The following is a 17,614-nucleotide window of genomic DNA, read 5'->3' on the forward strand; positions in this document are numbered from 1 at the left end:
TCATTTTTTTAAAAACACATTTTATTGTCAATTTCTCCAAAAAAGCGTATGTAGAGTTTCTTGATTTAATGACAACTGTAATCTTTTTTGTTATATCAATTTATTATAATTTTCTACAATAGTTTTTAGTTATAAAAAGCCATTTTTTTAACATATGTTTAATAACTAAATCTAGATCATTTACTGAAAATAAATTTTAATTGAGAATTTTATTTGTTTTGTGATGAATTACAACTGATAAATAAATATAATTTAATTTTTTGATGTTTCAATATATGAAACTACAATATTTGGCGTATCTCTATTACAATTTCTTTTTTTACATAATCAATAAACAAAGAACTCAAGCCTCTTATTTCTTCTTCTTTTTTTCTTTTAGCTATTTCCTATTAGCAACTAATTAAAAAATCCAAGCACAAATGTGACTGGATTTTTTATCTATGTTCAACAAAAGCAAGTAATTTTATAATCCTAATTCCTCATCAGTCGGAATATCTAGATTTGAACCAACATAAGCAAAAATTTCGGGACTTTGTTTTAAATATTTACCATCTAAAATTCTTTGAACAGATTTTATCGTATCTTCCAACGAAACATAAACACCGGGAGATTTTGTAAAGTGTTCAGTCATGAAGAAGTTTTGAGTAAAGAAATTTTCCAATTGAAGAGCCTTTTTAACTGTATTCTTACTTTGTTCATCTAATTCATCAAATCCTAGAATCAAAATAACATCTTCAAGGTCTTTATATGCTTTTAAAATTCTTTTTGTTTCTATGATAGCGTCAAAGTGTGCTTTACCAATAATTTTTTCATCAACAGAATGTGATGAAGAAGCTAGAGGGTCAAAAGCAGGGAAAATATTTTTTGAGGTTTGATTACGCGATAAAACAAGATTACCATCAAGGTGGTTAAATACTGCAACAGCTGATGGATCACTTAAATCATCCATTGGCAAGAAAATAGTTTGGAAAGATGTTATTGACCCATTTTTGTTTCTAAATAATCTATTTTCAACATTAGCAACATCTGATTCTAATGTAGATTGATAACCACCTACAGAAGGTTTTTTACCCAATGAAGCAGAAACCTCATTTTCAGCCTGAATAAAACGATAAATATTATCAATAAATAATAAGACATCATCTTTTTCATAATCTCTTAAATATTCGGCAGCTGTAATACCAATTGGTACAATCGACATTCTAGCTCCTGGTGATTCATTCATTTTTGAAATATACATTACTGAATTCTTCATTAAATTTGATGATTCTAACTCATCAAATAATTCAATAGCTTCACGTGATCTTTCTCCGGAACCAATAAAAATATTTGAAGTCTTTGTTGATTTTTTATTAACATTAAAAATAATTTCCTTCATTAAAACAGTTTTACCAACGCCGGCGCCACCAAATATACCCAATTTATATCCTTTAATAATTGGCATAAAGAAGTCAATTGCCTTAATTCCTGTTTCAACTATTTCTAGATTACTCTCTAGATAGCGATCGTTATTAATAATTGAATTCATTTCAATATATATAGGTTTTGTTCCACGTTTTTCAAGTAACGGTTTTCCCTCAAATGAATAGATATTATTTTTGGAACCTGAACCAACTGGAACCATAAAACTTTGTTTGGTATTAATAATTTCATCATTGATGTTAATTTCTTTTGAAGAATAGATAATAATAGCTCTAATTGTTTCCTCATCAATAATTCTTTTTACCAATAAATAAGTTTTGCCGTCATTCGCTGTTAGTAATTGATTAACTAATGGCAACTCTTTTTTATTAAATTTAACTTCAATAATGTCAGATCATAATTTAACTATTTTTCCCATTATTTATCTCCTAACTTTTTAGCAACTAATTCTAAATATTCCTTACTAAATTCAACAAACTCATGTTCATATTCAACATCTCATCCTAAATTTAAATAATCTGAATATTGTTTTAAAGCATATGCAAAAAAGTTTTTTATAATCTTATCATCATAATCTGTACTTGTTTGCATAGTATTATAAGCATTTTTAGCTTCCTGATTTGTTTCAATTAAAAGATCGATAAATCTTAGCGCTTTTTCTTCATCCTTAATTCCATGTAATATAGTTCATGAAATTAGTTTAGACATCAATAAAACAAATTTATTCGAATATAATGTATATCCTTTTTGGATAAACATCTTATCAATCATTTTTCCTTTGTACAATAATGTTGCGGTTTCTTTATTCAATTCATAATCAAGAGCAGCAAGCTTTAAATGTCTCTTATATTGTTTAAAGATTTTACCTACTTCTGAAGCTGCCTTTGACATAATTCTATTTTGTACTGATGAACCAGTTCTTGAAACTGATAAATTAATATTGATAGCCGGTAAAACACCTTGAGAAAATAAGTCAGCGCTAGTTACAATTTGACCATCAGTAATTGATATAACATTAGAAGAAATTAATGAAGTTATATCGCCATCAATAGTTTGTAAAATTGGCAAAGCAGTAATTGTTTTTCTATTTTTAAATGAACCAGCACGTTCTAATAATTGTGAATGAGCAAAAAATATGTCACCGGGCATTGCTTCCTTACCAACAGGCTTATCAGTTAATAAAGCAATTTCTCGAATAATATTAGCATGCTTTGTTAAGTCATCAAATATAATAACAACATCATCAGTTAATGAAATGTTTTCAGCATGTGCCATACCTACATACGGAGCTAGATATTGCTCGTATGCACTAGTAGCAGGCGCATCAACAATAATAGTATTTTTTAAAGCATCATGTTCTTTTAAGGTATTATAAATTTTAGATATGCTTTCTCTTTTTTGTCCAATTGCAACATAAACACACTTGGTATTGGTTTTTGCTTGATTTAAGATAACATTAATTGCTATGTGAGTTTTTCCGGTTTGTCTATCCCCAATAATTAATTCACGTTGTCCTTTTCCGATAGGAATTAATAAATCTATTGATGTGAATCCTGTATATAGTTGCTCATTTAATGTTTGAACACTCATTAATTGATGAGCAAGTTTAAATGTGGCACTTTCAGGATCATTTTTTTGTTTTTCAACAGCAAGCTTTTTAGGTAAAACAACATCGCCAAAAATATCGACTACATTTCCAAAATGTTGTTTTGAAGTAAATACATCACGCTTTTGGGTAGCGATTATTGTATCATTAATTTTTAACTCTTTATTTTCATTATTAGCTAATAAAAACGCGTGATCATTTGTAGCACTAATAAGAATTAATTTAATATTTGTATCTCTTTCGCAAACAAATTGTTGTCCTTGTTCATAAGGAAATTGTCCTGATACTTCAACAATATAACCAAAAATAGAAATTATCTTGGGATTTTTATTTGGTTTAGCATTACTATTTTCCATTTTCTTCTCCTTTATTATTCATAAAATAACTTTTTTTAATATATAACTTCAAAATTCCTGCTATGTCTGAGAAATATAAAATAATGTTAGGCAAGAATTCAACATAATATCCATCTTTTATTAGGTCCTTAAGAATCTCATTATATAATTTTTCGAAGTCATTATTTCATTCAAATTCTTCATTATTCACATAAATTAATGGAACTTTTTTATAAATGCTAAATATAGCGTTTTCTTCGAAGTTAACAATAAAATTGGCAAATTTTATAGGTAGATAATCCATAAGTGATTTCTTAATTCTCTCTAGAAAGTCAATTACACGGGAATCCTTTGTATTAAAATTACCTTTAAATAAAATAGTTGAAATAAGTTTATTAAAATCAATTAATTTAATTTCATTTTGATTTTTTTGATCTTCAAACCAGAACAAAATTCTATCTTTATTTCCATCTATTAATATAGATTTTTTTTCAGGCATTTTTCTCCTTAAAATAAGTTAAATAATAAAACAACATTATTATAACCATAATTTCCTAATAATTTAGGAATTGATAATAAAAAAATAATAGCAAAGCCATTATTTTTCTACAATAGGATATACTGAAGCAAATTTTCTATTAATTCTATTTTCGAATTTTACAATACCATCTATTAAAGCAAATAATGTATCATCTTTTCCTTTGCCTACGTTATTGCCAGGAAAGATTTTTGTTCCTCTTTGTCTATAAATAATGCTTCCGGCTGTTACAAATTGTCCATCAGTAGCCTTAACTCCTAATCTTCTACCAGCCGAGTCTCTACTATTCGAGGTTGTTCCACCAGATTTCGTATGTGCCATGTCTTATTTCTCCTTAATTTCTGCAATTTGAACTTTTGTATAAGGTTGACGGTGACCTAATTTACGTTTATGAGTTGATTTAGCATTGTGTCTATAAACAACAATTTTCTTTGCTTTCCCTTGTTTTTCAATGATACCTAAAACAGAAGCAGCTTCTAAATATGGAGTTCCAATTTTATTTTCGACTGCTAAAACTTTATCAAAAACAACCTTGTCCCCTGCATTTCCATCGATTTTTTCGATATAAATAGAATCGCCTTTTTTAACGATTAATTGTTTACCACCTGTTTCGATAATTGCAAACATTTAAAATCTCCTTATATTTTGTCACATCTTTGAGGTACTTTTAAAAAGTTTAAAAACCTGTTTAGAATGGTTACTCTATAAGTAACTTGATTATTTTACCACAAATTTGCGTATATTTCGGCAAAATAAAAAAACAAGGAAATTATTCCTTGTCCTTATTCTAATTAATTATTCGTAATCTATTTTATTATCATCAAATTCTTCTGATTCATTATCATCAGTCTCAAAATCTTCATTGTCATAAAAATCATCAGCAAAGTCATTAACAAAGCCTTTATCACTAAGACCTTCTTCATCATATTCTTGTGTCAAAGTATCTAAATCAATCATATTTTCATCGCCTAATTCAATATCGTCTTGTTCTTCATTTTCATCAAAATTTGTAAAGTATTTAATCGATGGTTTAATATCGTATTTAGAATGTTCTTCAAATGAATATAATGCAGTTCCTGAAGGGATTTTCTTTCCAACAATAATATTTTCTTTTAGACCACTTAAATTATCTGTTCTAGAAGAAATGGCAGCATTAACAAGAATTTTCGAAGTTTCTTGATATGAAGCGGCAGCCAAAAACGAATCAGACAACAGTGGAACTTGTTTAGCACCTTTAATAACAACACTTCCATATGCTGGAATTTTGTTTTGAGATAATAATAACGAATTTTCTTCTTGATAATCAAAGATATCAACAATAGCACCAGCAAAGAATTTTGAATCTCCGGGATCACTAATAACAATTTTAGACATCATTTGTCTAATAATAATTTCAATATATTTATCACTAATAGCAATACCTTGAATGCGATAAATTCTTTGAATTTCTTTTAGTAAGTAATTTTGGACTGTTCTAACATCAGTTAGTGCTAATAACTCTTTTAGAATAATTGGGCCTTCTGAAAGCTTTTGGCCGACTTTAACATCATCACCAATAGAAACTCTTAATTTCTTATTAGTATTAACTAAAATAGATCTAGTTTCAATTTGATTTTTATTATTCAGAATTTCGATATAAACAACATAATCGTTATCAGATTTTTCAAGTTTTTCAATATCAACTACAATACCTTGATATGGCGAAATTGTTGCTGGTCTACCTCATGGTTGTTCATGAGCATCAATTAATTCAATTAATCTAGTAAAACCACCAGTAATATCTTCAACACCAGCAACCCCACCAGTATGGAATGTACGCATAGTTAGCTGTGTACCAGGTTCACCAATTGATTGAGCAGCTATGATACCTACTGCTTCACCAATATTAACAACACGGTTTGTTGCTAAGTCTTTACCAAAACACATTTTACATACACCATTACGAGTATTACATCCAAGGATCGATCTAATTTCAACTTCTTCAATACCAGCGTCAATAATTTTTTGTGCTATCTTATTAGTAATTAGGATGTTTCGACTACAAATCAAATTACCTTCTTTATCATAAATTGGCTTATTTGAAAATCGACCAATTATTCTTTCTTTTAGAGATACAATAATTTGTTTTGTTTTAGTATCAATGATATTTCTAGCTAAAAATCCATATTCCGAACCACAATTTTCTTCTCTAACCACAATATTTTGAGCAACATCAACCAATCTTCTTGTTAAATAACCTGATTTAGCAGTATTAAGTGCAGTATCAGTAAGACCTTTTCTAGCACCATGGGTTGACGAATAGAATTCAAATGCGGTTAGGCCCTCGATAAATGATGACTTAACGGGAACTTCAACGGTCGAACGAACAACCCTATCATTTTTAGCATCAGCTTTAGTGGTTTTTGTATTGTTAGCCATCAGTCCACGCATACCAGCTAATTGAACATAGTTCGAAATGTTTCCACGAGCACCTGAGTTAATCATAGTGATAACTGGGTTTTGTGGATTTTCTTTAATGATTGTTTGCAATTCTTGTTGGATTTTATCTTTGATTTCAGCTCATTTTTTAATAGTTAACGAGTATCTATCATCATCAGTTATATAACCTAATTTGTAATAGTTTTTTAATTTAGCAATATATTCATCACCTTCAGCGATATATTCTTTCTTCTTTTCAGTTTCTAAAATATCCGAGAAGGAAATAGAAATACCTGAAGTAGTTGAATAATCAAAGCCAAGTTGTTTAATATCGTCAAGAATAGAAGCAACAATATTTGTATATTTAAATCAAACCTTGTCTAACAATTTAGCTTTCTCTTTAGCACTTAATGGAATATGAATTTGTCCGCGGTATCTCTCTTCATTTTCTAAATTTAATTTTTGTTTTTCTTCTAAAACAAATTCAGTCAATAAATCTGCATGTTCTCTTTCAAGATTTTGGCCCTTGTAGGTTTTTAATTTTAGAAATTCTAAAACAATATCTGAATCTTGCAAATCATTAATTTTATCAATAACGCTAGCAACTTCCGCTATGCTTATTGTTGCAACATAGTTATCAAACATGTAACGAATAATCTTGGCAATATTCTTTTTATTAAAGGCATCTAGCAATGGTAAGGTCTTAATATATTCAGGAATATTTATACCAGCTTTAACTACATATGTTTTATTAAACTCATTCTTATATTCCTCTAAATTAATTGCCTTTATTACTTTATTATCAAAGATAAAAGGAAAATCTTTTGGAAACACATTATTAAAAATAAATTTACCAACTGTTGAAATAACATAAAGTTGTTGATTAATTGTATTTTTATTAAATATTTTGGAGTTCTTTACCTCTTCAGCAGGTAATGCTACCCTTGCATGTAAAGAAACTTTTTTAGCCTCAAGGTTCCTTATCATGTGATCATAATTATCAAAGACTCTTCCTTCGCCCTTAGCATCTTTTTGTTCAATTGTTAAATAATATAAACCCAAAATCATATCTTGTGAAGGATTAATAATAGGTTCTCCATCCTTAGGGCCTAGAATATTTTTATTGGCAAGCATCAATTCACGACTTTCCAATAATGATTGTTCCGAAATAGGCACATGAACAGCCATTTGGTCACCATCAAAATCGGCATTAAAAGGGGTACATACTAAAGGGTGTAATCTTATAGCCTTTCCTCTAACTAAAACCGGTTCAAATGCTTGGATAGACAAACGGTGAAGCGTAGGAGCACGGTTAAGAAGTACTAGTTTTCCTTTAATTGCTTCAGCGACATGAGGTCAAATAATTGGATTTTGATCTTCAATTATTTTCTTAGCATTTTTAACAGTTGTTGCAACCTGTTGATCAATTAAACGAGCAATAATTCATGGCTCAAATAATTTTGCAGCCATCTCTCTTGGAATACCACATTGATGCATCTTTAAATTTGGCCCAACAACAATAACAGAACGGCCAGAATAGTCTACACGTTTTCCAAGTAAATTCTGTCTAAAACGTCCTTTTTTACCTGTTAGTGCATCTGAAATAGATTTAAATGGACGATTGTCCTTCGATAAAACAGGGTTAGGGGTTCTTCTTTGATTATCAATTAAAGCATCGACGGCTTCTTGAACCATACGTAATTCGTTTTGCGTTACGAGTTCAGGAGCATCTTTTTCTTGTCATTCTTGTAAACGATTATTTCTAATAATAACTCTACGATATAGCTCATTTATATCACTTGTTGAGTGTCTACCACCATCCAATTGAATTAATGGTCTAAGATCAGCCGGAATAACTGGTAAATTGTAAATTAGCATATTTGTTGGCGATTGTTTTGATTCAATAAACGCGTTAATAACTTGCAATCTCTTATATAATTTTTCCCTATTTTGTTTAGTAGTAGTTGCAAACTTTTCGGGATTTTTAGATTCTTGTAAATTGAGTTGATTAATTTGCTCTGTTACATAAGCTTTTTCAGCGACTAGATCTAAATTCTTCAATAGATACTCAATAGCTCTTGCCCCAGTCATAATTTTTGCGTCTGAGTAATGTTGGATGATATCATTTAATTCATAAAAGTCAATTCCATATTCTTGACCAATTTTTGAAGTAGCTTTTTCAACCAATTGCTCAATTGTTTCTGAAATTTCATCATAAGCTTCTTTATGATCTGGATTTTTTGGATCAAAACGTGTTAATAATTCATCCAATGCTTCTTTATATATAACAGCAGCATCATTGATTTCGATTATTAAGTTTTTAGGTAATGATTTAAGTCCACCATCTTCTACAACAATATGATTTTTATAATAAATAAGATTTTCAAGTTCCTCTCTTCTAACTGTTTCAGATGAATTTTGACTCGAAATTCTTAAACCTAATAATTTATAAATAATTGAATGGTCAACCTTAAAAAACCAAAAATGAACAACAGGGCTATTTAACTTAATATGCCCCATATGATTTCTACGTGCTATTTTAGGCAAGATTTGAACATTTTCTTTACGGCACAAATCAGTTCTTGTACAATATGAACCTTCATTTATTTTCTTATATTTATAACCACAAGTAGGACAACGATAATCTATCATTGGTCCAAAAATAATTTCATCAAACAAACCACCACGTTCAGGTTTATATGATTTATAGTTAATAGTTTCTGGTTTTGTAACTTCCCCATGCGATCAAGATTCAACATCCTCAGGAGTAGCTAATGATAAAGAAATTTTTCTAATTTTTGATTCATCTAATAAATCGAATTTTGCATTGTTTTTCATTATTCTGCTCCCCCATCTCAATCTTGTTGATATTTAGTATCAATTCTTTCATATTCAAGCTCATTTTCTTCTCGTGAATCATCATGAGTTTCAAGTTTGATGCACAAACCTCTTAGTTCATATGCCAAAACATTAAACGACTCAGGCATACCTGGCTTTGGCAACTTTGTTTTTCTTGCAAGCGAGTTATAAAGCTGATTACGTCCATTAATATTATCTGACTTATATGTTAATAGTTCTTGTAATAAATTTGCTGCACCATATGATTCGATGGCTCATGTTTCCATTTCCCCAAATCTTTGCCCACCATTTTGCGACTTACCACCAAGCGGTTGTTGCGTAATTAATGAATATGGTCCAACTGAACGAGCATGCATTTTATCATCAACCATATGATATAGTTTTAAATAGTACATTATCCCAACCGATATTGGTTGATCAAATGGTTCACCAGTGCGACCATCATACACAACAGATTTACCTGATGGATTAATTTTTGCTTCTTCAAGAATTTCTTTAATTTGATTATGAGTAATTCCATCAAATGTTGGAGTAACAAATTTTGTATTTAATTTTTGCGCAGCTAAGCCAAGGTGCAATTCTAGAACTTGTCCAATATTCATCCGTGATGGAACACCTTGAGGGTTAAGAACAATATCCAGTGGAGTACCATCTTCTAAATAAGGCATTTCCTCAACTGGTAAAACAACGGAAACAACGCCTTTATTACCGTGACGACCTGCCATCTTGTCCCCAACTTTAATTTTTCTCTTTTGGGCAATTGAGACTTTAACAATCTTTTCAATACCGTCTTCTAGAACATCGCCAAATTCACGACTTAAAACATCAACAGCAACAACTGTACCATTATGACCATGTTTAACTTTTAGTGATGTATCCTTTTTTGAAGCAGTCTTTTGTCCAAAGATAGCTCCCATCAGTTTTTCCTCAGGAGTTGGGTTTTCTTCACCTTTTGGCGATGTTCTACCAACCAAAATATCACCTGCAGAAACTTCAGAACCAACTCTAACGATACCATTATCATCTAAGAAACGCTTTGAGTGGTTTGAAACATTAGGAATATCAGTTGTTAAAATATCTTCACCGGCTTTTGAATGTCTAAATTGAATAGTTTGTTCTTCAATGTGAATCGAAGTATAGACATCATCCTTAACTAGTCTTTCTGATAAAACAACAGCATCCTCATAATTAAAACCATGCCATGTTGTGAAACCGACCAAAACATTCTTGCCTAATGCCATTTCACCATTTTTCATTGATGGACCATCAACCAGTAAATCTCCAGTTTTAACACTTTGACCTACCTTAACTAATGGAACCTGATGAATTAAGGTACCTTGATTAGATCTCTCGAAAGTTCTTAAATGGTATTCATCTTTCTTATTACTTTCATCTCTCTTAATGATAATAACGTTAGCATCAACATAAGATACCACACCATCATATTTAGCAATAATGTTTGTTGAGGAATATTTAGCAATATCAGCTTCAACACCAGTTGCAACTAATGGAGCTTCAGGGAATAATACAGGTACAGCTTGACGTTGCATATTAGAACCCATTAATGCCCGGTTAGCGTCATCGTTTTCTAAAAAAGGAATAGCAGAAGCAGCAATCGAGGTCATTTGACGGTTTGAAACCCCAACAAAATTAACTTCATTAGCTGGGACTTCAAGATATTCATTATCACGACGAACCATTACCATTTTATCAACAATTATATCATTTTCAATATTGACGGTTGATTGCGCAAATGTATACCCAGCTTCTTCGATGGCTGTTAAATAGTGCGGACTTGAAAAATCTACCTTTTTGTTTTCAACCTTAAAATATGGTGATTTAATAAATCCGTATTTATCAATGTCTGCGAATGATGCAAGATTAAGAATAAGTCCAATATTCGGCCCTTCAGGAGTTTCGATTGGGCAAATTCTTCCATAATGGGTAGGGTGAACATCACGAACCTCAAATTGGGCGGTATCACGGTTTAGACCTCTTGGCCCCAGCGAGGTAATACGACGTTTGTTCGAAATTTCGGCTAGCGGATTACATTGGTCCATAAATTGTGAAAGTTTTGATGTATTGAAAAATGATTTAAACTGGTTAAATATTGGTTTATTATTTGTTACATTCTTTGGCGTAATCTTTGATGTTTCCTTGGTTGAAATTCTTTCACGAGTATTTTTTTCTAATTTAATTAGACCAATTCTAAATTGATTTTGCAAAAGCTCACCAATAGTAACAATTCTTTTATTTACTAATGAGTCAGGATCGTCATCAACACCAATATTAAACAATAAATTAAAATAGTATGATATTGTTGCAATTAAATCAGGAATTAGTAAAAAGTTTTCAGTTGAATTAGGATCATTACCTAGCACTTGAACTTTATTAATGTCATTTATCATGTCATTTTCTGTCGGATAAACTCATACCCTCGGAACAGATAAACGCAAAGCAAGTTTTTCATTTCCAGGCATATCCAATTGATTACCATATACTGAAGGATCAACATCAGGTAATTTTCACAAAGGAAGAATGCCTAATCTAAATTCCTCCGCAATCTTTCTTGCTATTTCTCAAGTAATTAACAAACCTTTTTCATACTTAACTTCGCCATCCATATTAATGATATGCTCAGCTAAATAGGTGTTTACTAATCTTTCGGCGATATTTAACTTACGGTTCAAAGTAAAACGACCAGTTTCAGTTAAACTGTATCTTTTTTCATTAAAAATAGTTGATGGAATTAAATTACGGGCCGATTCGGCGGTCATTCTATCACCCTTTCTAATTAAGCGATATATTGTTTCCTGGGCATCCCTTGTAATTTCCTCATCAGTATTACCTAATGTTTTATCTTTTCGTAAAGTTTCATTTAATTCTGGAATATCACCAAACATTTTCTTAATACCTTTTTCAGTAAAACCAAGTGCTTTCAAAAAGGTAGATAATAGGAATGATTTATTTTTATCGATATGCACCTTAACGGTGTCCGGGTTAGATGAAGTAGTTTTGTGGTATATTTCAACTCATGAACCGACTTGAGGAATAATTTCAACTTTATTAAACAAGTCATTAGCCTGTTTATTTCTTACATTAACTCCAAAGTAAGCACCAGTTGAACGAATTAATTGAGAGACAATAACCTTTTCTGAACCATTAATGACAAATGAGCCTCCATATGTCATAATAGGAATTTCAGCAAAAACAACTTCAGCAGGTGTAACTTCACCTGTTTCTTCATTAACTTGCTTTAATTTAGCCTTTAACTTACCTTGATATGAAGAACCTTTTTGTTTTGCCTCTTTAATACACTCAAATTCAGTTTTATTAGGATATTCAAAAGTAGCAGAATTTTCAATATACTCAATCCTTACTTTTCCGCGTGATTCAATTGGATATATGTTTCTCAATTCCTCTTCAACACCTTTGGTTAAAAATTGTTCAACAGAGTCTCTTTGCATTTTTAAGAAATCAGGAGTATCGAATTTCTTTTGACTAATTGAATAATCTCTACGTTCGGTAACCGGTCCAAATTTTCTTAAAACATATTCTGGTTTTTTGTTCATATCTAACCTCATTTTTTGTTTAAATTTACTAAAATATACTCAAAGTATTTACAACAGTTTACACATACGCATTTATGCGCATTATTTATATTATATAAAAAACACAAAAACGGCTTTTTAAGCCAGTTTTTTATGTTATCTTTATTAGTCTAAAACTACTTCAGCCTTAACTTCAGCTAATTTAGCCTTTAATTCTTCTGCTTCTTCCTTCTTAACATTTTCTTTTAATAAGGCAGGTGCTGACTCAACCAATTTCTTAGCATCCATTAAACCTAAACCTAGTAAATCCTTAACTGCCTTAATAACAGCAAGTTTATTTCCACCGTCTGATTTTAATGTAACATTAAATGTTGTTTTTTCTTCAACAACTTCAGCAGAAGCTGGAGCAGCGGCAGCAACAACAGCACTAGGATCAATTCCAAATTCTTCTTTTAGTCCTTCTACAAGTTCCATAACTTCTTTAATATTCATTTCTTTCAATGCAGAAACGAATTCTTCTTTTGTTAATTTAGCCATATTTTTCTCCTTAAAATTTTATTTTATATTTTGATTATTAAGTTTTACATTTCCTTTTGTTTAACTAACTCGTTTAGACCAATTGCAAGATTTCTAATTGGTGCAAGCAATGAGTTTCCAAGAATCATAAGTGATTCTTCATATGAAGGAAGTTTTGAAATTTCTTCAAGATTTTTTGCATCAACAACTTTGTTTTCATAAATACCAGCGACCAATTGTAAGGCAGGGTATTCTTTTTTGAATTTAGCTAATGCTTTTAGTGTGATTAAGTCATCTTCATTAGCAAAAATAAATATATTTTGGCCAACAAGATAATCATTTAATGTTTTGTGTTCTGTCGATAATAAGGCTTGTTTAACTAAACGATTTTTATAAACTTTTATTAAAACGCCATACTTAGCCAATTCTCTACGAATTGCTTGCAACGAACTAACATCTAAAGTTTTATACATAGCAACATATAAAGCCTTAGACTGATTTAGGTTTTTAGAAATTTCATCAACCACTAAGACCTTAGCATCCCTTAATGCGCTCATTTCTCCTCCTATTTTAAATTATGTTTTTGCAATATCAATAGTCAAGCATACTCGGTAACTTATTAAGCTTAAGCGTTTGCCGTTACTGTCTTCATATATTGCAAAAGCATTATACCATAGAAAAAATAAAAATTTAATATCATTATCATAATTTTCCATTATTTAATGTGTTTTATAGTATACGATATATTTTGACTCATTTTCTATTTTTGATTATTTAAATAGGAGTCAAAACAAAATTCAAGCATTTTTTGATGTTTGACTCTTCCATTTTTTCAATCTATTTGTAGCAAACAAAAAAATTGGAATGGAAACTTTTTTACAAAATACAAGGATTTTATTATGACAGGTAAAAATGCAGCAATTGCATCTTTTATAATATCTATTTTAGGTGCACTTTTTTTAACAATATCGTTAGTTATGTTTTTGCTTTTAGCTTTGGTTAACATAAAATCTAATTCTAATGAAAAAATATTTGATATTTTACCTTTTTTTCCTTTGGGAACAGCGTTGATATTAAATATTATAGGTTTAGTATTTTATTTTATAGCTATGGTTAAAACACGTTTATCAGCAGCTAGAATATTAATGATAATCGGGTTATTTCTTCCACTTTTAGGATTAATAGGTTTAATTATTGCTATGACTGAACAAACAAATTTTAATAAAGCAAAAATTTATATAAATAATGGAAAATATTGTAGTATATGTGGACGATTGTTACAAAAAAACAATCAAACAATACAAAATCCGCAAATCAACACTCAATAAGAGGCCACTATTATTAGAGAAGTAATACATGTTAGTGGTAATGATGCAAATCTAGAATAAAACAAAAATTAAAATAAACCTTAATACACAAAGTATTAAGGGAAAAAATGGAAAACTCAAATGTGAAAAAATTTCATTTTTTCATTTTTCAGATTTTCTTAAGTTTTTGAGCAAAAAATAAAAAGTGTAAAATTGACCATTATTTTCAAGCAAAACACACTTTTTGTTTTTTTATATACAATTTTTTACAATTTCTAAAATTTCATTATAGTTTCTTCATTGCTCTTATTAATAGCGGGGTTAATAAATCTTTCTTCAATTATTTTCGCGTTTCTTAACTTAGTTAACTTATTACAGTCTTTTTAAAAAAATCAATTAACTTAGTATTGGTTATTTTTCAATAAAACCTTGTTGATAATAGAATTCATTAATTTCAAATATTTTAAAATAAAACAATTAATGTAATGAAATTTAGTAAAAAATGCCCTCGAATATGTTTTTCAGTTCGGATAAATATCGGTCAGGTTTTTAGTGATTATTTCAATGTTTTGAGGTTTTCTTCAATTTGATATTGTTTGCGATAAACTAAAACAATTTCTTCAAGTTTAAGATCTTTTCTTGATGTTTCATAAACAAAGTAACCATCAAATTTTCATCTTCTTCGATTTTGTCTAGATCAAGAATAAAACTCATTTTTCAACTCTTTATTTAAAAAAATATCTAACAAAGATGCTTTTATTACGCATCCTCAACACTATACAAATTCAAAAAAGAAATGAGTTTTATTATCCCATATGATATTTTACTTACTTCATAAGTCTATAGGAAGTCATTTAGGTCAAAATCTAAGTGCCATAAACCTAAGAAAAAACTGCTGGCAAAATAATGCATGAACAACCTAAAGAAATTAATGATTGATTAACTTTGAATGACTATGAAATGGATATAATCTATAAAAATATAAAATCAAAGAAAGTCATATTAACTTTGATAAATCGCTTAACAAAAAAATCTTATGCAATCATATCAAGACTCAATGCTAGAGCAATAAAAAGAGCTATCGAAAAATTGGCTGCTAGATTTAACTTTAAGATTAACACTTTATTAATAGATAACAGATCTGAAAACTATATGTTGGACAAGATAAAGAGTATCAAACAAATTTTTCACACAAATGCATTTGCATCATCTCAAAAGGGTTAGGTTGAGAATATACATAAACTTATATTCTAAAAAAAATTATTTGACTGATACAGCAATGATGAAACCTGATCCATGATGGACAAAATTAATAACGTTATTCGGCATAATATTAAGCAATTTCCATTTCTGATGTCGGTTAATGCAGCTCAAAATTTCTTTCAAAATAATTAAAAGTTTAATGAACGAAATTGTATGTTAGATTAGTATCCACGCAAACAAAAAGCAATTAGATATATGCAACTCTCAAATCCTTAGATATTAAAAATCAATGCAAATTGATTATTTTGTTATTGATTTTAATTAAAAATTCGCGTTTTTTTAGGAATGCTTTTGCATTTTTTTTACATAAAATTATTCTAATAAAATTTAGTGAAGATGCACTTTTTCGTTTTATATTTAACAAATAATGTATATAATTAGGTGCATTAGGTATTTAAAATGAAAAATAAATTTAGTGAAAAAAGTTTTTTCTTATATGGTATTAATTTTATAGTTGGTTTTGGTTTTATAACAACAATCACAGGAATAATTGCTCAAGGTATATGAGGTATGTTAGTTTTTGCACTAACATCATTCATCAGTTTTAGTGTTATTTTAGCATTTGCGCGTGGAGCTCAAGCATTTGGTAATGAGGCCGGCGGTTCATATGTTTATGCCAAAAAGGCTTCAGCAAATAAATTTTGAGTCTTTTTTAATGGCTGGAATCAATTCTCACAGATACCGCTTTTTTCAGCCACGACCATTTTATTTTTTTCAACATTGCTATCAGAATTTGATAAATCACATCAATTAATCTATCAAATTGTTTCTCTTGTATTCTTTCTTTCTTTGACATTAATTGCAACGTTTGGAATAAAGACATCTAAATGATTTATTTTATTTTCTGCATCAGTAAAATGAATAACGATAATATTAGGTGTATCTTTAGGTATTTATTTATCCTTTAGTTCACTTGATTTTGCTAATAACATCTTGACAAATAGCAAAGTTTCAGTCTCAATAATTACTATAAATGTATTGAATTTTATTTATGCATTTGGTGGTGCAGAAGGTCTTGCAGGAATAAGCGCTAATGTAGAAACAAAACGCTTTAAAAAGATATTATTACTAATTTTTGCTGCTGTACTTGCAATTTACTTTACTTTATATCTCTTACTGTTAGGACTGCAAAAAGGATTTATTGGTGAATCCACTTCATTTTCAAAATTCTTTCAATCGTTATGAGGTTTGGCTGGACTTATAATTTTTATGATAGGTACACTATTCAATAGAATTTCAAGTACTCTTTCGGCAAACATATACTATTCAAGAATTGTTGCTCCTTTAGCTCATGATGGATTCCTACCTTCAAAACTAGGCAAGAAAAACAAACATGGCGAATATAGAAACGCATTATTATTTGCAACAGGTTTTAGTGTTATATCAATGATTATTTTTACAGCAATACCATATGCATTAGGCATAAAAGATCAATTTAGTTTTATCCTTAATGCTGGTAACGTGGTTTTCTTAATGCAGTATCTTTTAGTAATAATTTCGATTTTAGTTATCGCATTCAAACATAGAACATTTAGGCTTACTTGATGAGAAACTACAATATTTATTTTGTCTATTATTTTAATAATTTTTATATTAGTAGTTAATTTTATTCCTCCGATTGTAGGTGATGAATACACAAAAGGAACTATATTTTTAGCGCCTAGTTATCTAGGTGTAATGTTGATTGGCTTTGTCATTTGAGGAATATATTCAGCAGTAAAACGACGTAAAAAGAAAAATATTTCAAAAACTTATGAGCTCAAAATATAGCTATATTATCAATTTGCTAATTTTCCTGA

13 protein-coding genes are annotated in these 17,614 nt (G+C 29.5%); 3 read left to right on the plus strand and 10 right to left on the minus strand.

Annotated elements, in window-relative coordinates:
• Window positions 1–463 precede the first annotated feature (463 nt).
• The 9 genes from ACSH4Z_RS01875 to rplJ form a co-directional block, all read right to left on the minus strand.
• Complete coding sequence (locus ACSH4Z_RS01875; protein WP_438340299.1) at window positions 464–1,840, minus strand: MSC_0618 family F1-like ATPase beta subunit; 1,377 nt, start codon at window positions 1,838–1,840, stop codon at window positions 464–466.
• A complete protein-coding gene (locus ACSH4Z_RS01880) occupies window positions 1,840–3,384 on the minus strand; it encodes an MSC_0619 family F1-like ATPase alpha subunit (protein ID WP_438340300.1) in 1,545 nt (514 codons plus the stop codon). The genes ACSH4Z_RS01875 and ACSH4Z_RS01880 overlap by 1 nt, the downstream gene beginning before the upstream one ends.
• Window positions 3,374–3,862 (minus strand): MSC_0623 family F1-like ATPase-associated protein, encoded by a 489-nt coding sequence (locus tag ACSH4Z_RS01885; RefSeq protein WP_438340301.1) that lies wholly within the window; start codon window positions 3,860–3,862, stop codon window positions 3,374–3,376. Before ACSH4Z_RS01885 ends, ACSH4Z_RS01880 begins: the two co-directional genes overlap by 11 nt.
• A gap of 99 nt (window positions 3,863–3,961) precedes the next feature.
• Window positions 3,962–4,222: a 50S ribosomal protein L27 gene (gene rpmA, locus ACSH4Z_RS01890; RefSeq protein ID WP_438340302.1), complete on the minus strand. Its 261-nt coding sequence runs from the start codon at window positions 4,220–4,222 to the stop codon at window positions 3,962–3,964.
• A gap of 3 nt (window positions 4,223–4,225) precedes the next feature.
• A complete protein-coding gene (gene rplU, locus ACSH4Z_RS01895; protein WP_438340303.1) occupies window positions 4,226–4,528 on the minus strand; it encodes a 50S ribosomal protein L21 in 303 nt (100 codons plus the stop codon).
• A 168-nt stretch (window positions 4,529–4,696) separates the two neighbouring features.
• On the minus strand, window positions 4,697–9,157 hold the full coding sequence (locus ACSH4Z_RS01900; RefSeq protein WP_438340304.1) for a DNA-directed RNA polymerase subunit beta': 4,461 nt from the start codon (window positions 9,155–9,157) through the stop codon (window positions 4,697–4,699).
• On the minus strand, window positions 9,157–12,750 hold the full coding sequence (rpoB, locus tag ACSH4Z_RS01905) for a DNA-directed RNA polymerase subunit beta (protein ID WP_438340305.1): 3,594 nt from the start codon (window positions 12,748–12,750) through the stop codon (window positions 9,157–9,159). Before rpoB ends, ACSH4Z_RS01900 begins: the two co-directional genes overlap by 1 nt.
• A 144-nt stretch (window positions 12,751–12,894) precedes the next feature.
• On the minus strand, window positions 12,895–13,266 hold the full coding sequence (gene rplL, locus ACSH4Z_RS01910) for a 50S ribosomal protein L7/L12 (protein ID WP_438340306.1): 372 nt from the start codon (window positions 13,264–13,266) through the stop codon (window positions 12,895–12,897).
• 44 nt (window positions 13,267–13,310) lie between these two features.
• Window positions 13,311–13,802, minus strand: coding sequence for a 50S ribosomal protein L10 (gene rplJ, locus ACSH4Z_RS01915; protein ID WP_438340307.1), 492 nt, complete (start codon window positions 13,800–13,802; stop codon window positions 13,311–13,313).
• A gap of 342 nt (window positions 13,803–14,144) precedes the next feature.
• Here rplJ and ACSH4Z_RS01920 point away from each other — a divergent pair, with 342 nt between their 5' ends.
• On the plus strand, window positions 14,145–14,573 hold the full coding sequence (locus ACSH4Z_RS01920) for a hypothetical protein (protein ID WP_438340308.1): 429 nt from the start codon (window positions 14,145–14,147) through the stop codon (window positions 14,571–14,573).
• A 535-nt stretch (window positions 14,574–15,108) separates the two neighbouring features.
• Here the strand turns inward: ACSH4Z_RS01920 and ACSH4Z_RS01925 are convergent.
• Window positions 15,109–15,300, minus strand: a complete 192-nt coding sequence (locus tag ACSH4Z_RS01925; protein ID WP_438340309.1) for a hypothetical protein — start codon at window positions 15,298–15,300, stop codon at window positions 15,109–15,111.
• A gap of 158 nt (window positions 15,301–15,458) precedes the next feature.
• Here ACSH4Z_RS01925 and ACSH4Z_RS01930 point away from each other — a divergent pair, with 158 nt between their 5' ends.
• Both ACSH4Z_RS01930 and ACSH4Z_RS01935 read left to right on the plus strand, forming a co-directional pair.
• Entirely contained in the window at window positions 15,459–15,776 is a 318-nt protein-coding gene (locus tag ACSH4Z_RS01930; protein WP_438340310.1) for a hypothetical protein, read from the plus strand.
• Between the two features lie 438 nt (window positions 15,777–16,214).
• Entirely contained in the window at window positions 16,215–17,585 is a 1,371-nt protein-coding gene (locus tag ACSH4Z_RS01935) for an APC family permease (protein ID WP_438340311.1), read from the plus strand.
• Window positions 17,586–17,614 lie beyond the last annotated feature (29 nt).

The organism is Mycoplasma sp. 125 (assembly GCF_051549845.1).
GTDB lineage: Bacteria > Bacillota_I > Bacilli_A > Mycoplasmatales > Metamycoplasmataceae > Metamycoplasma.